This is a genomic window from Methylobacterium organophilum, from assembly GCF_022533465.1.
GTDB lineage: Bacteria > Pseudomonadota > Alphaproteobacteria > Rhizobiales > Beijerinckiaceae > Methylobacterium > Methylobacterium organophilum.
On record NZ_CP092848.1, the window covers coordinates 2,717,940 to 2,733,272 of the forward strand.

A 15,333-nucleotide genomic window follows, 5' to 3' on the forward strand; every position below is an offset into this window, starting at 1 on the left:
CAGCCCGCTCACTGCTGCGTGGGCTTGTCCTTGGTGACTTCGCCATCCTTGGCCTTCTGCTCGGCGTTGGGATTGGCTTTGGCGGGAGCCTCGGTGGCCGGCGGCTCCGGCGGGGCGCCGGGCTTGGCTTCAGCAGGCTTGACTTCCGCGGGCTTGGCCTCGTCCTTCTTCTCGGCGGCGGGGAGGGGCTTCGGGCTGTCGGAGAGCATGCGCAGATAGGCGATGACGTTGGCGCGCTCGGTGGGCGAGGAGATGCCGGCAAAGGCCATCTTGGTGCCCTTCACATAGGCCTTCGGGTTTTCGATGAAGTGGTCGAGATCCTCGTAGCTCCAGTTGCCGCCTTTCTCCTTGAGGCCGGCGGAATAGTCGAAGCCCTCGTGGTGGGCCTTCTGGCGCTCCACCACGTCCCACAGGTCGGGGCCGACCTTGTTGGGGCCGCCCTTCTCGAAGCTGTGGCAGGCTTGGCAGGCCTTGGTGCCGCCCTTGCCCTTCTCGGCATCGGCGCTGGCGAGGCGCACCGCGATCGGCTCCGCCTTCGGCGCCGCGGCCTCGCCGCCGCCCTTGGCAGGCTCCGGCTCGGGCAGGGCGTAGCCAGCGCTTCCGGCGGGTTTGGGATGATAGATCAGCTCCGCGACGAATCCCGATCCAATAGCAAAGAGCAGGGTCCCGAGGACGGCGCCCGCGACCTTGTTCAGCTCAAAAGAATCCATCCTCGACAAGCTCCGGCAGCGGGATCACGGTCTGGAGGAAGTGCGTCCGGCGAAAGAGGCCGGACCCTGGAAGGGTTCGAGGGTGATTAGCCGCTCCGGCCCGATCTTGACAATGGGCTGGTATGCCAAGCGTGGCTACATGTAGCAGGAAAATGCAGGTCGTGGGCGCGGCGACTCCGCGCGGGACCCCTCTCGTCCCGTTCCGTGCGAGGGCGCAGCCGTGGCTCCGCCATGACAAGGCAGAACCGCCCTGGTAAGCAGCCGGCCATCCGCTGCCCTTGCCGCGCCTCTGCTGCCGAGCCGATGTCCGATCCCCTCGTCCTCATCCCCGCGCGCCTCGCCGCCACCCGGCTGCCGAACAAGCCGCTCGCCGAGATCGCCGGCGAGCCGATGATCGTGCATGTCTGGCGCCGGGCCACGGAGGCGGGGATCGGCCCCGTGGTCGTGGCCACGGATACGGCGGAGATCGCGCGGGCGGTGGAGGCGGCCGGCGGCCTCGCCGTGATGACGAAGGCCGACCACCCCTCGGGCTCGGATCGTCTCGCCGAGGCCCTCGCCACCGTGGATCCCAACGGCGAGCACGACGTCGTCGTCAACGTGCAGGGCGACTTGCCGACCATCGATCCCGCGATCATCGGCGCATCCATCCTGCCCCTGGCCGACCCCGCCGTGGACATCGCGACGCTCTGTGCGGAGATCACGCGAGCCGAGGAGGCGGAGGACTCGAACGTGGTCAAGCTCATCGGCCACGGCGCCGGGCCGGCACGCCTGCGCGCCCTCTATTTCAGCCGCGCCCGCGCCCCCTGGGGGGACGGGCCGCTCTTCCACCATATCGGCCTCTACGCCTATCGCCGGAAGGCACTGACCCGCTTCGTCGCTCTGCCGCAGGGCGAGCTGGAGCGGCGCGAGAAATTGGAGCAGCTGCGCGCGCTGGAGGCCGGCATGCGCATCGACGCCATGATCGTCGACGACTTGCCGCTCGGCGTCGACACCCCCGCGGACCTGGAGCGCGCCCGTGCCATCCTTGCCGGCCGTCGCCTGAACTGATGCCCACGATGACCGCTTCGAACCGAACCATCGCCTACCAGGGCGAGCCCGGCGCCAACTCGCACATCATCTGCGCCAAAGCCTATCCCGACTGGACGCCGCTGCCCTGCGCCACCTTCGAGGATTGCTTCGCCGCCGTGAACGAGGGGCGTGCCGCGCTCGCCATGATCCCGATCGAGAACTCGATCGCCGGGCGCGTGGCCGACATCCACCACCTGATCCCGACGGCGACGCTGCACATCGTCGCCGAGCACTTCCTGCCGATCCATTTCCAGCTGATGGTGTTGCCGGGCACGAAGCTCGCCGACATCAAGACCGTGCACAGCCACGTCCACGCGCTTGGCCAGTGCCGCCGCATCATCCGCCGCCTCGGCGTCAAGGCGGTCGTGGCGGGCGACACGGCGGGGGCCGCACGCGAGGTGGCCGAGATCGGCGACCCGACCCGCGCCGCCCTCGCGCCGGCCATGGCTGCGGAGGTCTATGGCCTGGAGATCCTGGAGCGGGACGTCGAGGACGAGGCGCATAACACCACGCGCTTCGTGGTATTCTCGCCGGAACCCGGACAGGTGGAAGCGGGCGGCGAACCCATGGTGACGAGCTTCGTCTTCCATGTGCGCAACCTGCCGGCGGCCCTCTACAAGGCGCTCGGCGGCTTCGCGACCAACGGCGTCAACATGACCAAGCTCGAGAGCTACATGGTCGAGGGCCAGTTCACCGCGACCCAGTTCTATGCCGAGGTCGACGGCCATCCGGACGAGCCGGCGCTCGCCCGGGCCCTGGAGGAGCTGCGCTACTTTTCCCGGGAGCTGAAGATCATCGGCACCTATCCGGCCCATCCCTTCCGCGAGACGACGCGGCAGGCGGCGGAATAGAGCGGCCTGCCGCCCCCGAGCGACGCGGCGGCAGGCCCCGGGATCGGAAGGACGATCCCCGCGCCCTCGACGGGACGGCGCTGCCTCCGGTAAGACCCCGGTTCCCCGCCGGTCGCGGCAGGGAGGCGGGAGGATGCCGAGGACGCCCTTCGCTGCACCTCGGAAGACGAAAAGAAGAGGTTCGGCCGAGGCGATCGCGCGACCGAACCCCGCTTCCTCAGGCCGCGTCGGCCGGCTTGCCGTCGCTCTTGGTCTCGGGCTTCGGACCGCCCTTCGACACGCCGACCAGGGCCGGGCGCAGGGTGCGCTCTCCGATGACGTAGCCGGTCTGGACGACCTGCACGACGGTGCCGTTCGGAACCGTGGCGTCTGGCACCTCGAACATCGCCTGGTGGCGGTTCGGGTCGAAGCGCTGACCCTTCGGCTCGACGACCTTCACGCCATGCCGCTCCAGCGTCTTGGAGAGGTCGCGCTCGGTCAGGTCGATGCCTTCGATCAGGCCCTTCAGCGCGCCCTCGGCGCCATTGCGGTCCTCTGCCGGCACGCTCTCAAGGGCGCGGCGGATGTTGTCGGCGACGTTGAGGACGTCGCGGGCGAAGTTGGTCACGGCATAGGTGCGGGCGTCGGCCACCTCGCGCTCGGTGCGTCGGCGGAGATTCTCCATCTCCGCGAGCGTGCGGAGCAGCCGGTCCTTCATCTCGTCGCGCTCGGAGAGTGCGGCCGCGAGCGCGTCCGCATCGGGTTTCGCGGTGGCCTCGGGAGCGGCCTGCGCCGCCTCGGGCGCCACCTCTTCCGCTCCCTCGCGCCGGTCGTCGTGCTGCATGGAATCTGCCATCATCGCCGTTCGTCTTGAGTCGGATTGCTTGTTGCGCCGGATTCCTGGCGGAGCGCCCGCGAGAGGCGTCCGGACGGCGCTGATATCAGGCGCGGCCGGAACGAAATCAAGTTTCGCTGCCGGGGCTTCCCCGTCTCACGCCTCCCGCGGCGGCGGCGACTCGACGAGCGCGTCGAGCCCCTCCGCCCGGAGGGCCGCAACGTCGACCGCGAACACCTCCATCACCGCGGCGCGGATCGCGGCGATCCGGTCCGGCTGCACCACCCGCGTGCCGGTGAGGTCGGTCACGTAGAACACGTCCACCGCCCGCTCGCCGAAGGTGGCGATATGGGCCGAGGTGATGTTGAGCTGCAGGCGGTTGATGGCGGTGGTGAGCTCGTAGAGCAGCCCGGGCCGGTCGAGGCCGGTGATCTCGACCACGGTCTCGCGGCTCGACAGGGCGTTGTCGATGGTGATGTCCGGCGGCACCAGGAAGGTCTTCTGGCGCTCCTTGCCTTGGTGCTTGTCGGCGACGAGCTCCGCGATCTTGATTTCGCCCTTCAGCGCCCGCTCGATCGCCACGGCGATCCGCTGGGCGCGGCGCATCTCGTCCTCGTCCCGCTCGAAGGCGCGGGAGATGAAGATCGAATCGAGGGCGAAGCCATCGCTCGTGGTGAAGATCTGCGCGTCGACGATGTTGCCCCCCGTGGTCGAGCAGGCCCCGGTGATGATCGCGAGCAGGCGCGGGTGATCCGGCGAGTAGACCGTCAATTCGGTGACGCCGCGGATGGGATCGGTCTCGTAGGCGGTGGCGCTGGTGCGCCCTTCCGCGACGACCTGGCGGATGAAGGTGGCGTTCTTGAAGTGGCGCGTGCCGTCCACCTTCAGCCAATAGGCTTGGTTGTGGCGGGCGGCATAGGCGTCGAACTCCTCCGAGGACCAGTCGGGCAACCGCTCGCGCAGGGCCATCTGGATGAGGCGCACCCGGTCGGTGCGGGCGATCTCCGAATGGCCGCCGGAGAGCAGCACCTCGGTCTCGTCGTAGAGGGTGCGCAGCAGCGTACCCTTCCACGCCGTCCAGACACCCGGGCCGACCGCCTTGATGTCGGCGACGGTGAGGATGGCGAGCAGCTTCAGCCGCTCCAGGCTCTGCACCACCGCGGCGAATTTCTCGATCGTCTTCGGATCCGAGAGATCGCGGCTCTGGGCGGTCATCGACATCAGCAGGTGATGTTCGACCAGCCAGGCTACCGTGTTCGTCTCGGCCTGGGTCAGGCCGAAGCGCGGCCCGAGCTTCCGGGCGATGGCGGCCCCGGCGATCGAGTGGTCCTCGGGCCGGCCCTTGGCGATGTCGTGCAACAGCACCGCCACGTAGAGCGCGCGCCGGTTGTGGATCGTGTCGATCAACCGGGAGGCGAGGGGCTGATCCTCCGCTGCGCGGCCGGAATCGATCGCTGAGAGCACGCCGATCGAGCGCAGCAGGTGCTCGTCCACCGTGTAGTGGTGGTACATGTTGAACTGCATCATCGCGACGATGCGCCGGAAGTCCGGGATGAACCGGCCGAGCAGGCCGGCCTCGTTCATCTGGCGCAGGGTCGTTTCCGGCGCATTCTTCGACGTCAGGATGTCGAGGAACAGCTTGTTGGCCTCCGTATCCGACCGCACGGCCTGGGTGATGAGCCGCAGGGAGCGGTTGGCGAGGCGGGCGGCGTCCGGATGGACCGGGAGGTTGTGCCGGTCGGCGAGCCAGAACAGACGGATCAGGTTGATGGGGTCGCGCTCGAAGGTATCGTCGGTGCGCACGTTCACCCGGCCGTTGTCGATCCAGAAATCCTCCGCCTCGATGGCGGTGGCCCTGAACCGGTCACGGAACTTGCCGATCCAGCGGTCGAGCACCGGCGTGCGCTTGGCGTGGCGCGCTTCGAGCTCCGCGCAGACGATGGCCGTGAGGTCGCCCACGTCCTTGGCAATCAGGAAATAGGCCTTCATGAAGCGCTCGACGCCGGAGAGGCCGCCCCGGGCGCCGAAGCCGAGCCGCTCGGCGATCTTGGACTGGAGCCCGAAGGACAGCCGCTCCTCCGCGCGCCGGGTGACGAAGTGCAGGTGGCAGCGCACCCGCCACAGGAACTCCTCGCAGCGCTCGAACAGCCGGTATTCCTCGGGGGTGAACAGCCCGGCATGGACCAGCTCGACCTGATCACGCACGCGATAGGTGTACTTCGCGATCCAGAACAGCGTGTTGAGGTCGCGCAGGCCGCCCTTGCCGTCCTTGACATTGGGCTCGACGAGGTAGCGGGAGGCGCCGGCCTTGGCCACGCGCCCGTCGCGCTCGCGCAGCTTGGCATCGACGAATTCGGCGGCCGAACCGATGACGAGCTCGGAATCGAAACGGGTCACCATCTCCTCGAACAGCGTGCGCGAGCCGAACAGGAACCGGGCCTCCAGGAGCGCCGTGCGGATCGTCATGTCCGCCCGACCTTCCCGCAGGCATTCCTCGACGGAGCGGGTGGCGTGGCCGACCTTCAGCTTGAGGTCCCACAGCACGTAGAGCATCGCCTCGACGACGCTCTCCGACCAAGCCGTCTGCTTGTAGGGAAGCAGGAACAGGAGATCGATGTCCGAGCCCGGCGCCATGGTGCCCCGGCCGTAGCCGCCGGTGGCGACGACGGCGAGCTGCTCGCCCGTGGAGGGGTTGTCGTTGGGGTAGAGGCGCCAGACCACCGCGTCGTAGATCGCCCGAACCACCGCATCGGTGAGCGCGCTCAGGCGCTGCGCGCAGGCGACGCCGTCGCGTTCCTTCAGGAGGAGCCTTTCCGCATCCCGGTGGCCCGCCTCGATGACCTTGCGCAGCTCCGGCACCAGAACCGCGCGCAGGCGGGTCGGCTCGCGGGCGTCGCGATCGAGGGATTCCAGGACTTTTTCGAGACTGGCGGCGGCGTCGAACATGCCGACCCCGTTAGCATGTAAACCTGCGGCAAACAGCGTGTGCGTGCGGGGAATGCGTTGAACCCGCTTCAGGATATCGTTGCTCCTCCCATACCGGCGACCTGGAGAAGATCGTTCTCTCAGGGGGAATTTTCGTTTGACGAAACGAACAAACCGGTCCTAGCGATGGCGCGCCGGGCAAAACCTCCGCCCGACGGAGTGACGTTCGATGCCGTTTGTCCGCCGCGCCTTCCTCTCGTTCCTCGCCGGTCTCGCCGGGCTCGCCGCCGTCCCCGCCCGGGCGGCCGAGGTGAGCGAGATCCGCCTCGACTGGGCGACCTACAATCCGGTCAGCCTCGTGCTGAAGGAGAAGGGGTTTCTTGAGGAGGCCCTGAAGCCCAAGGGCATCAAGGTGCGCTGGACGCAGTCGCTCGGCTCCAACAAGGCGCTCGAGTTCCTCAATGGCGGGGCCATCGATATCGGCTCCTCCGCCGGCGCGGCCGCCCTGCTCGCGCGCATCAACGGCAATCCGGTGAAGGTGGTCTACGCCTATTCCCGGCCCGAATGGACGGCCCTGGTGACCCGGAAGGATGCCGGCATCGCCAAGGTGGCCGACCTCAAGGGCAAGCGCATCGCCGTCACCCGGGGCACCGACCCGCACATCTTCCTGATCCGCGCCCTGCAGGGGGCGGGGCTCACCGAGAAGGACGCCAAGCTCGTCCTGCTCCAGCACGCGGACGGGCGCACGGCCCTCGACCGCGGCGACGTAGATGCCTGGGCCGGCCTAGACCCGATGATGGCCGCGGCCGAGATCGAGAACGGCGACGTGCTGTTCCACCGCGACGCCGCCGCCAACACCTGGGGCGTGCTCGACGTGCGCGAGTCCTTCCTCAAGGAGCAGCCCGAGCTCGTGAAGACCGTGATCGCGGCCTATGAGCAGGCGCGGGCCTATGCTCTCGCGCATCCCGAGGCGCTGAGGAGCGCGCTTGTTGCCGCCACCAAGCTGCCCGAGCCGGTGATCGCCCGCCAGCTGGAGCGCACCGAGCTGAGCCATCCGACCGTCGGCCCGGTGCAGGCCGAGAGCATCAAGGCCGCGGGGCTCGCCCTGCAGCAGGCCGGTGTCATTCCGGCGGGGACCGATGTCGGGGCCGCGGTGGACGGGCTGATCGACCCGCAGTTCAATCCCCCGGCCGCGCGCTGAGGCGCGCTCCCGGGGCCCGGCGATACGGTCCTCCTTCGACCCTCCGACCTGCCCTTAGCCCCTGCGTTCCTCGTGCCATGCAGCCTTCTCTCCGGATTCTCGCCGCATGAGCGGTTCCGCGGTGTCATCCGGCCCCCTGGCCCCGGCCGCCCGGCTGCGGGGACCGTTGGCGCTTGGCGGGGGGCGGCTCCTCCTCGGCCTCCTCCTTCCGCTGCTGTTGGCGGCGGGCTGGGAGGTCGCGGTCGATGCCGGGCTCGCCCAGGGCCGGCTGATGCCGCCGCCGAGCCGGATCGGAGCGACCCTATGGGGATTGGCCGTTTCGGGGGATTTGCGGATGCATGTCGAGGCGACGCTCCTGCGCGTCGCCCTCGGCTTCGCCTTCGGGGCCGGGGCGGGGATTCTCGTCGGCACGCTGACGGCGACGCTGGCGCCGCTGCGCTGGCTCCTCGACCCGACGTTCCAGGCGCTCCGGGCCGTGCCCTCCCTCGCCTGGGTCCCCCTCTTCATCCTGTGGTTCGGCATCTTGGAGACGCCGAAGGTCGCGCTGATCGCGGTGGGCGTGTTCTTCCCGGTCTATGTCGGCGTGGCCGGTGCCATCGCCTCCGTCGACCGCAAGCTCGTGGAAGTCGGCCGGATCTTCCGCCTGTCGAAGCTGGCGCTCGCCCGGCGGATCCTGCTGCCCGCCGTGTTGCCGGCGACGCTGGTGGCGCTGCGCACCGGGCTCGGCCTCGGCTTCCTGTTCGTGGTCGCGGCGGAGCTGATGGGCGCCTCCGAGGGCCTGGGCTACCTGCTCGTGGACGGGCAACAATTCAGCAAGCCGGAGCAGATCCTGGCGGCAATCATCGCTTTCGCCGTGGTCGGCAAGCTCGCCGACGCTCTGCTCGTCGCGCTGACGAGCCCGCTCGTGCGCTGGCAGGACACGGCGCGGGAGACGCTTTGAGACCTGAGGCCGCGGCTCATCCCTTCCGCCGCAGCACCACCGTCACCTTGCCCTCCGGCAAAGGGCAGCGCGCCGGCTCGACGCGCAGGGTGACGGAGCTGGGGCAGGCTGCGCGGCAGGTCAGGGCGGCGTCGATCTGGTTGCGGCCACAGGCATCGGCGAAGCAGAGCTGGCCGAGATCCTCGCAGGTCGCGAGGAAGCGCCCGGTGGCGGGGGTCGCGCCGTGCAGGTCGGCGCCGAGCGCCGGTCCGGCGAGGAGGGCGCCGAGAAGCGCGAGGGAGCGGAGGATCGGGATCACGGCAGCGGTCCCCGTGAGAAGCCGGAGCCAACTGTAGCACCCGACCCTCCGAAGCCGCTATGCCGTTCGTGTGACAGGGGCGTTTCCCCGCAAGCCCGGGATCCGATGCTTTCCATCCAGAATCTCTCGAAGACCTATGCCGACGGCACGCGGGCGCTCGACGACGTCGTGCTCGACGTGTCCCAGGCGGAGATCGTCGCGCTGATCGGCGGCTCGGGCTGCGGCAAGACCACGCTGCTGCGTCTGATCGCCGGTCTCGACAGAGGCACGGTCGGCCGCGTCACCCTCGACGGGGAGGCGATCGAGAAACCGCATCCTGGCGTCGGGCTCGTCTTCCAGGAGCCGCGGCTGCTTCCCTGGCTGTCGGTGGCCGAGAATGTCGGTTTCGGCCTCGCGGATCTGCCGAAGGCGGAACGGCAGGAGCGGGTCGCGCATGCCCTGGAGAGGGTCGGCCTCGCGGAACATGCCGGACGCTGGCCGCGGGAATTGTCTGGTGGGCAGCAGCAGCGGGTTTCGATCGCCCGCGCCTTCGTGGCCAATCCCCGGGTGCTGCTCCTCGACGAGCCCTTCTCGGCCCTCGATGCTTTCACCCGCAAGGATCTGCACGGGCACCTGCTCGCCCTCTGGGACGAGGTGCGCCCGACCGTGCTGATCGTCACGCACGACGTGAACGAGGCGGTGGCGCTCGCCGACCGGGCGGTGGTGATGCGGCCCAAGCCCGGTCGCCTCGACGAGACGGTGATCCTCGACCTGCCCCGTCCGCGCGATCCGGCTTCCCGGCGGAGCGAGGATGCGACGCGGGCCGTGCTCGCGGCCCTCGATCGATCCCTGAAGCCGCCCTCCGGCCCGCGCCCGCAGACGCCCGCCTTGGCCGGGGGCGGCTCGTTCTAGAGCAGGTTGTGGCTGCCGGCGTGAGCGCCTAAGCCGGTTCCGTCGAAGAATTAGAGGAAACACCCATGGACGCCGAAGCCCTGCGCGCCCTGCAGGCCCCTATCAAGAGCCGTTACCGGGACGACCCCGAAGCCGCGGTCATCACCCTCAAGGCCAAGGGCTCGCTCGACGACACCAGCATCGCCTGCAAGGTCGAGACGGGCCGTGCGCTCGCCGTAGCGGGGCTTCATCCGGCCACCGGCGGCTCCGGCGCCGAGCTGTGCTCGGGCGACATGCTGCTCGAGGCCCTGGTCGCCTGCGCCGGCGTGACCGTGAAGGCGGTCGCCACCGCCCTTGAGATTCCCCTGCGGGCCGGCACGGTCAGCGCCGAGGGCGATCTCGATTTCCGCGGCACCCTCGGCGTGGACAAGACCGCTCCGGTCGGCTTCCGGGCGATCCGCCTCAGCTTCGCCCTCGACACCGACGCTCCACAGGAAAAGCTCGATCAGCTCCTCAAGCTCACCGAGCGCTACTGCGTCGTCTTCCAGACCCTGAACCACAAGCCCGAGCTCGCGGTGACCGCCGCCCGGGCGTGAGCGGCACAACGCCCGGGAAACACTGGCACTTCAGGCTGAGCAGCTCAGGCTGTATTCAGAAGACCTCGCGGCCCGATAGCATCGCGCGGGGTTCTTCCAACTCCTCCAGGCGCACCGGTACATCCGGCGCGCCTTTTTTCATCGGACCACGACGCTGTCGACCACCTGCCGGAACAGCGGCAGGGCCTCCACACGCTGCTCGGCGCGGGCGATGCCGACGGCGCGGACATAGCCATCCGGATTGAAGCGGATCGTCTGCGAGACGACGACGGGCGAGTTCGAGGGCACGTCGGTCGCCCGCGCCACGATCTCGTGCCAGTCGACGCCGTTGGAGCGGTAGCTCTGCGAACGCTCGATGAAGAAGTCCTTCATGGTCTGGTTCGAGTAGAGCGCCGCCCGGGCGAAGCCGTCGCGCTGCTCCTGGGCCGGAGGCTGCTGCACGGCCTGGGCGAGGACGAGGATCGGCTGATCGAGGTTCATCAACTGGTCCTTCGGCCCCTTGGTCAGCAGGACCGAGTTGCCGGCGAGCACGCGCACCGGGTGGAAGCCCGCGAGATCGGTGATCCGGAAGGGCAGCACCTCGACCTGCTGCTCCAGGCTCAGCGGCGGGCGGATCTTCACGCCGGTCAGCATGGCGCGTATCGCCTCCTCGGTCTCGGCCCCGGGCGCGAGCTGCACCACGAAGACGCCGGTGACGTCGGCGGCGCCGACCAGCAGGATCCATTTGCGGATCGCCGGCGTGCCCTGGGCCTCGTTGGCGGGCTGGTCCCCGGTGAAGAGCAGGGCGTCGGCGTCGCCGCTGACCTTCAGCCGCTCGCGCTTCTCTACATTGAAGCCCTGGCCCCGCAGATTCTCGTCGGTGAAGGTCTGGACCATCTCGGCGAAGGCGGAGGGGGCCAGCTCGACGATCTGCACCGTCGCGCCGCCTTCGGGACGCTCGAAGCCCAGGAAGCGCTTGGAGGCGATCATGTCCGCGGGCGGCTCCAGGCCGAAGCGGGAGGAGGAGGGGTAGATCACCTCCTCGGCCCGCAGCCCGGCGGGGGCGAGGGGCGCGGACAGGACAGCCAGGAGGGCGAGCAGGAGGGCTTTGGGACGCAGGGACATCGAACCGTTTCTCCGCCGGGCCGGCAGGGGCATGCCGCCGCCGCGCCTACGATGGGTCGACCGCCGCCCGAGCCGAGTCAAGCGGTTGGGGACGCGTCCGAACGCGTTACGCGGCGCAGCGTGAGGTTGCAGCGGCCGCCCGGAGGCAGCAGATCGCCGAAGCGTGATTCCGGCCGCGGCGCGAACAGGTCCGGATCCTCGGGCAGGACCCGGTCGATCCCGTGGAAGATCAGGCGGGAGGCGCCGCCGATCACCAGGGCGTCACCGGCCTCGAGCCGCACGGAGCGGGTCGGCCCCTCGCGGCGCGTGCCGCCGAAGCGGAACAGGGCAGGGGCGCCCAGGGAGAGCGAGAGCACGGGGGCATCGAGCTCGGCCTCGTCGCGATCCTGGTGCAGGCCCATCCGCGCCTGCGGATCGTAGAGATTGACTAGGCAGGCCTCCGGGCCGGCCGGCCATCCGGCGAGGGCCTCCCACACGGCCAAAGCCGTCGGCGGGATCGCGGGCCAGGGCCGGCCGGTCTCGGGATGCCGGGGCTGGTAGCGGTAGCCGTCGCGGTCCGAGACCCACCCGAGGGGGCCGGCATTGGTCATGCGCACGGAGAAGGGCTTGCCCGTGCGCGGCATGGTGGGGCGGTAGGGCGGTGCCTGCGCGAAGACGGCACACAACTCCTCGGCGAGCCGGTCCTGCCCGGCCGCGTCGAGGAAGCGGGGATGGTGGATCAGGCCCGGCGCCAGGGCGACGGGCGCATGCTGCTCAGAGATCTTGGTCGATGTCCTTGTCGAGGATCAGCTTGGATTCCACCGTCGTGTCGGCCTTGAGATGATAGACGAGCGGGATGCCCGTGGCGATCTCGAGGCTCGCGATCGTCTTCGTGGTCATGCCGTCGAGCACCATTACCAGCGCCCGCAGGGAGTTGCCGTGGGCGGCCACCAGAACCCGCTCGCCGGCCATCACCCGCGGCAGGATGGTCTGGATGTAATAGGGCAGCACGCGGGCGGCGGTGTCCTTCAGGCTCTCGCCGCCGGGGGGCGGCACGTCGTAGGAGCGGCGCCATTCATGCACCTGGGCGTCGCCCCAGCGCTCGCGGGCATCGTCCTTGTTGAGGCCGGAAAGGTCGCCGTAGTCGCGCTCGTTCAGCGCCTCGGAGCGGATCGTCTCCAGGCCGGCCTGGCCCATCTCCTCCAGGATCAGCGCGCAGGTGCGTTGGGCGCGGCGCAGGTTCGAGGTGAAGGCGACGTCGAACTGGCTGCCCTGCGCCTTGAGCCAGCGGCCGGCATTGCGGGCCTCCTCCACGCCGAGTTCGGTCAGCTCGGGGTCGCGCCAGCCGGTGAAGAGCTTCTTGAGGTTCCACTCGCTCTGGCCGTGGCGAGCGAGGACGAGCATGCGCTCCATGGGCAATCGGTCTCCGGGACGGGCGGGCGCGGCGGCGCCATCGCCTTGAGCATGGGGCCGCTGTAGCAGAGGCGGTCCTTTCGCAGAAGCGAAGGGCTGACGACACGTGGAAATCGTCAGCCGAACTTTCGTCCAATCCTCAGGCGAGCCCGAGCACGTCGTCCATGCCGTAGAGGCCCGGCGGCTTGTCGAAGGCCCAGCGCGCGGCCCGCACGGCGCCGCGGGCGAAGATCGCCCGGTCCTCGGCGTGGTGCGAGAGGGTGATGCGCTCGGAGGGGCCGGCGAAGATCACGCTGTGGTCACCGATCACGCTGCCGCCGCGCAGGGTGGCGAAGCCGATGTCGCCGGAGCGCCGCGCCCCGGTATGGCCGTCGCGGGTCGAGACCCGGCGCTCGTCGAGGGCGACGCCTCGCCCCTCCGCCGCCGCCTCGCCGAGCAGCAGGGCGGTGCCCGAGGGGGCGTCCACCTTCATGCGGTGGTGCATCTCCAGCACCTCGATGTCGAATTCCTCGCCGAGGGTGGCGGCGACCTTGCGAGCGAGGCCCGCGAGCAGATTCACGCCGAGGGACATATTGCCCGAGCGCACGATGCGGGCGTGGTAGGAGGCCGCTTCGATCTTGCGCAGGTCCTCCGCGGAGAGGCCCGTGGTGCCGATCACGTGGACGATGCGGGCCTGGGCGGCCAGCGCCGCATAGGCCACGGTCGCGGCGGGGGCGGTGAAGTCGAGGAGGCCCTCGGCCGCGGCCAGCAGCGGCAGCGGGTCGTCGCTGACTTTCACACCGGTCTCGCCGATGCCCGCGAGCAGGCCGGCATCCTGGCCGAGGACGGCGGAGCCCTCGCGGTCGAGGACGCCCGCCAGGATGCAGCCCTCGGTCTCGGCCACCGCGCGGATCAGCATCCGCCCCATGCGCCCCTCGGCGCCCGCCACCACGAGCTTCATGATCCTGTGCGCTCCCGACGATCGATGGAGGCATGCGCGGTAGCCGCTCGCCGCCGCGGTGCCAAGGGTTCGAGACATCTCGAGGGAGACGGGGCCTCAGCCGCCGAAACGCTCGGTGCGGATGGTGCCGGGCTTCAGACCGGCATCGAGCAGCAGATTGCTCACATGGCTGACGAAGGCGTTGCCGCCGCAGACGAAGACATGGCGCGGCAGGCCGAGGCATTCGATCGCCGTGTCGATCATCACCCGGTCGATCCGGCGCCCGGCGGTCGGGCCTTCCCGCGTCAGGAGCAGGGTCAGGTCGAATCCGGTCTCGTCGCGGGAGCGCGCCAGCAGTTCCGAGCGTCCGATGGCCTCGGCGGCGTTGCGCGCCGAGTAGAGGAGCAGCATCGGCGCCTCGGACCCGCTCTGCGCCCGCGCCCGGACCATGGACAGCAGGGGGACCACCCCCGAGCCGCCGCCGATGAGCAGCACCGGCCCGCCATCCTCCGGCGACCAGACGAAGGAGCCGCCGATGGGCCCGCGCAGCTCGATCGCGTCGCCGACCTCGGCGACGGTGTCGAAGAAGGAGGAGACCTCGCCGTTGTCGAGCGCCTCGATCATCAGCTCGATCCCGGCGGGATCGCCCGGCGCGGAGGCGATGGAGTAGCTCCGCTGGGCCTGGTAGCCATTCTCGGCCGTGAGCCGGACCTCGACATACTGCCCGGCCCGGTGCCGGGCGCCGAGGCCGTCGAAGCGGAAGCTCTTCACCCGTGTCGTCGCCTGCCCGATGGCGGCGATCGTGGCGGTCGTCCAGGGGAGGGGAGGGCGGTCGGACACGGGCCTCAATCCCCGGTGAAGCGCTGCTCGCGCCAGGGATCGCCGTACATGTGATAGCCGCGCAGCTCCCAGAAGCCGGCCTCGTCCTTCTGGGTGAAGCGCAGGCCCTTCACCCACTTCGCGCTCTTCCAGAAATAGAGATGCGGCACGAAGAGCCGGGCCGGGCCCCCGTGGTCGGGTTCGATCGGCGCGCCGTCATAGGTGGTGGCGACCATCGCCTTACCGCCGAGAAGGTCGGCGACCGGAACGTTGGTGGTGTAGTCGTCGTGCCCCTCGGCCAGGACGTAGGGCGTCGGCGCCGCGATGCCGGCGGCGGCGAGGATGTCGTCGAGGCTCACGCCCTCCCAGGCCGTGTCGAATTTCGACCACTTGGTCACGCAGTGGATGTCGCCCTTCCAGCGCGTGCGGGGGAGGGCGTTGAACTCCTCCCAGTTCCAGCTCGCGATCGGGCGGGCGCCCTCGCGCAGGGTGAAGCGCCAGGTGTCGAGGGACACCCGCGGCGTCGGCCCGAGTTGCAGCACGGGGAAGTCGTCGGTGAGATACTGGCCGGGCGGCAGGCGCTCGCGGATCTCGGCGGCGGGGGGACGCCCCGTGAAGCCTCTCGTCGCCATCGCTCGCTCCTCCCGTGATCCGGGGCCTCGTGCCGCCCCGTGGGAAAACGGGCTGTCGCATGCCCGTCCCGCCTTCGCAACGCCGAGGCTGCCCGGCATGTGCCACACTTCACGTGCAAGGCGCGAAGGGAGCGTACCACTAGGCATCGGAACCGCCGGAGCAAACCTTTGCGAGCCGCCCCGCGCCACCTTGA

At 69.8% G+C, this 15,333-nt stretch carries 16 protein-coding genes; 6 read left to right on the forward strand and 10 right to left on the reverse strand.

The features are described 5' to 3' along the window. Nucleotides 1-8: 8 nt before the first annotated feature. Complete coding sequence (locus tag MMB17_RS12600; RefSeq protein WP_241098987.1) at nucleotides 9-710, reverse strand: c-type cytochrome; 702 nt, start codon at nucleotides 708-710, stop codon at nucleotides 9-11. A gap of 303 nt (nucleotides 711-1,013) precedes the next feature. On the opposite strand from MMB17_RS12600, the gene MMB17_RS12605 reads away from it, so the two are divergent. Continuing rightward, nucleotides 1,014-1,757, forward strand: coding sequence for a 3-deoxy-manno-octulosonate cytidylyltransferase (locus tag MMB17_RS12605; protein WP_241098988.1), 744 nt, complete (start codon nucleotides 1,014-1,016; stop codon nucleotides 1,755-1,757). Between the two features lie 8 nt (nucleotides 1,758-1,765). Beyond that, nucleotides 1,766-2,629: a prephenate dehydratase gene (locus tag MMB17_RS12610; protein WP_241098989.1), complete on the forward strand. Its 864-nt coding sequence runs from the start codon at nucleotides 1,766-1,768 to the stop codon at nucleotides 2,627-2,629. Between the two features lie 217 nt (nucleotides 2,630-2,846). Here the strand turns inward: MMB17_RS12610 and grpE are convergent, their stop codons facing one another. Both grpE and MMB17_RS12620 read right to left on the reverse strand, forming a co-directional pair. Continuing rightward, nucleotides 2,847-3,467 carry a nucleotide exchange factor GrpE gene (gene grpE / locus MMB17_RS12615; RefSeq protein WP_241098990.1) on the reverse strand — a complete coding sequence of 207 codons (621 nt, stop codon included), beginning with the start codon at nucleotides 3,465-3,467 and terminating at the stop codon, nucleotides 2,847-2,849. Between the two features lie 132 nt (nucleotides 3,468-3,599). Then, entirely contained in the window at nucleotides 3,600-6,389 is a 2,790-nt protein-coding gene (locus tag MMB17_RS12620) for a [protein-PII] uridylyltransferase (RefSeq protein ID WP_241098991.1), read from the reverse strand. A gap of 208 nt (nucleotides 6,390-6,597) precedes the next feature. Here MMB17_RS12620 and MMB17_RS12625 point away from each other — a divergent pair, with 208 nt between their 5' ends. Next, complete coding sequence (locus MMB17_RS12625; RefSeq protein ID WP_241098992.1) at nucleotides 6,598-7,569, forward strand: aliphatic sulfonate ABC transporter substrate-binding protein; 972 nt, start codon at nucleotides 6,598-6,600, stop codon at nucleotides 7,567-7,569. A 106-nt stretch (nucleotides 7,570-7,675) separates the two neighbouring features. Further along, the gene (locus MMB17_RS12630) at nucleotides 7,676-8,509 is read left to right on the forward strand and encodes an ABC transporter permease (RefSeq protein ID WP_241098993.1); all 834 of its coding nucleotides are present in this window, start codon (nucleotides 7,676-7,678) and stop codon (nucleotides 8,507-8,509) included. A gap of 16 nt (nucleotides 8,510-8,525) precedes the next feature. Here MMB17_RS12630 and MMB17_RS12635 read toward each other — a convergent pair whose 3' ends face one another. After that, on the reverse strand, nucleotides 8,526-8,807 hold the full coding sequence (locus tag MMB17_RS12635) for a hypothetical protein (protein ID WP_241098994.1): 282 nt from the start codon (nucleotides 8,805-8,807) through the stop codon (nucleotides 8,526-8,528). 105 nt (nucleotides 8,808-8,912) lie between these two features. Between MMB17_RS12635 and MMB17_RS12640 the strand changes: the two genes are divergently transcribed. Then, nucleotides 8,913-9,698, forward strand: a complete 786-nt coding sequence (locus MMB17_RS12640; RefSeq protein WP_241098995.1) for an ABC transporter ATP-binding protein — start codon at nucleotides 8,913-8,915, stop codon at nucleotides 9,696-9,698. 65 nt (nucleotides 9,699-9,763) lie between these two features. Further along, nucleotides 9,764-10,273 carry an OsmC family protein gene (locus MMB17_RS12645; RefSeq protein WP_241098996.1) on the forward strand — a complete coding sequence of 170 codons (510 nt, stop codon included), beginning with the start codon at nucleotides 9,764-9,766 and terminating at the stop codon, nucleotides 10,271-10,273. A 138-nt stretch (nucleotides 10,274-10,411) separates the two neighbouring features. On the opposite strand, the gene MMB17_RS12650 is transcribed toward MMB17_RS12645, so the two are convergent. The 6 genes from MMB17_RS12650 to MMB17_RS12675 form a co-directional block, all read right to left on the reverse strand. Continuing rightward, on the reverse strand, nucleotides 10,412-11,377 hold the full coding sequence (locus tag MMB17_RS12650) for a hypothetical protein (RefSeq protein WP_241098997.1): 966 nt from the start codon (nucleotides 11,375-11,377) through the stop codon (nucleotides 10,412-10,414). Nucleotides 11,378-11,454: 77 nt separating this feature from the next. Beyond that, nucleotides 11,455-12,138, reverse strand: a complete 684-nt coding sequence (locus MMB17_RS12655) for an alpha-ketoglutarate-dependent dioxygenase AlkB family protein (RefSeq protein ID WP_373325036.1) — start codon at nucleotides 12,136-12,138, stop codon at nucleotides 11,455-11,457. Beyond that, nucleotides 12,131-12,769 (reverse strand): 2,3-bisphosphoglycerate-dependent phosphoglycerate mutase, encoded by a 639-nt coding sequence (locus tag MMB17_RS12660; RefSeq protein ID WP_238312312.1) that lies wholly within the window; start codon nucleotides 12,767-12,769, stop codon nucleotides 12,131-12,133. Before MMB17_RS12660 ends, MMB17_RS12655 begins: the two co-directional genes overlap by 8 nt. A gap of 139 nt (nucleotides 12,770-12,908) precedes the next feature. Continuing rightward, nucleotides 12,909-13,709 carry a 4-hydroxy-tetrahydrodipicolinate reductase gene (gene dapB / locus MMB17_RS12665; protein ID WP_241098998.1) on the reverse strand — a complete coding sequence of 267 codons (801 nt, stop codon included), beginning with the start codon at nucleotides 13,707-13,709 and terminating at the stop codon, nucleotides 12,909-12,911. Nucleotides 13,710-13,805: 96 nt separating this feature from the next. Beyond that, nucleotides 13,806-14,528: a ferredoxin reductase gene (locus MMB17_RS12670; RefSeq protein ID WP_238312310.1), complete on the reverse strand. Its 723-nt coding sequence runs from the start codon at nucleotides 14,526-14,528 to the stop codon at nucleotides 13,806-13,808. Between the two features lie 5 nt (nucleotides 14,529-14,533). Then, complete coding sequence (locus MMB17_RS12675) at nucleotides 14,534-15,139, reverse strand: sulfite oxidase-like oxidoreductase (RefSeq protein WP_238312309.1); 606 nt, start codon at nucleotides 15,137-15,139, stop codon at nucleotides 14,534-14,536. Nucleotides 15,140-15,333 lie beyond the last annotated feature (194 nt).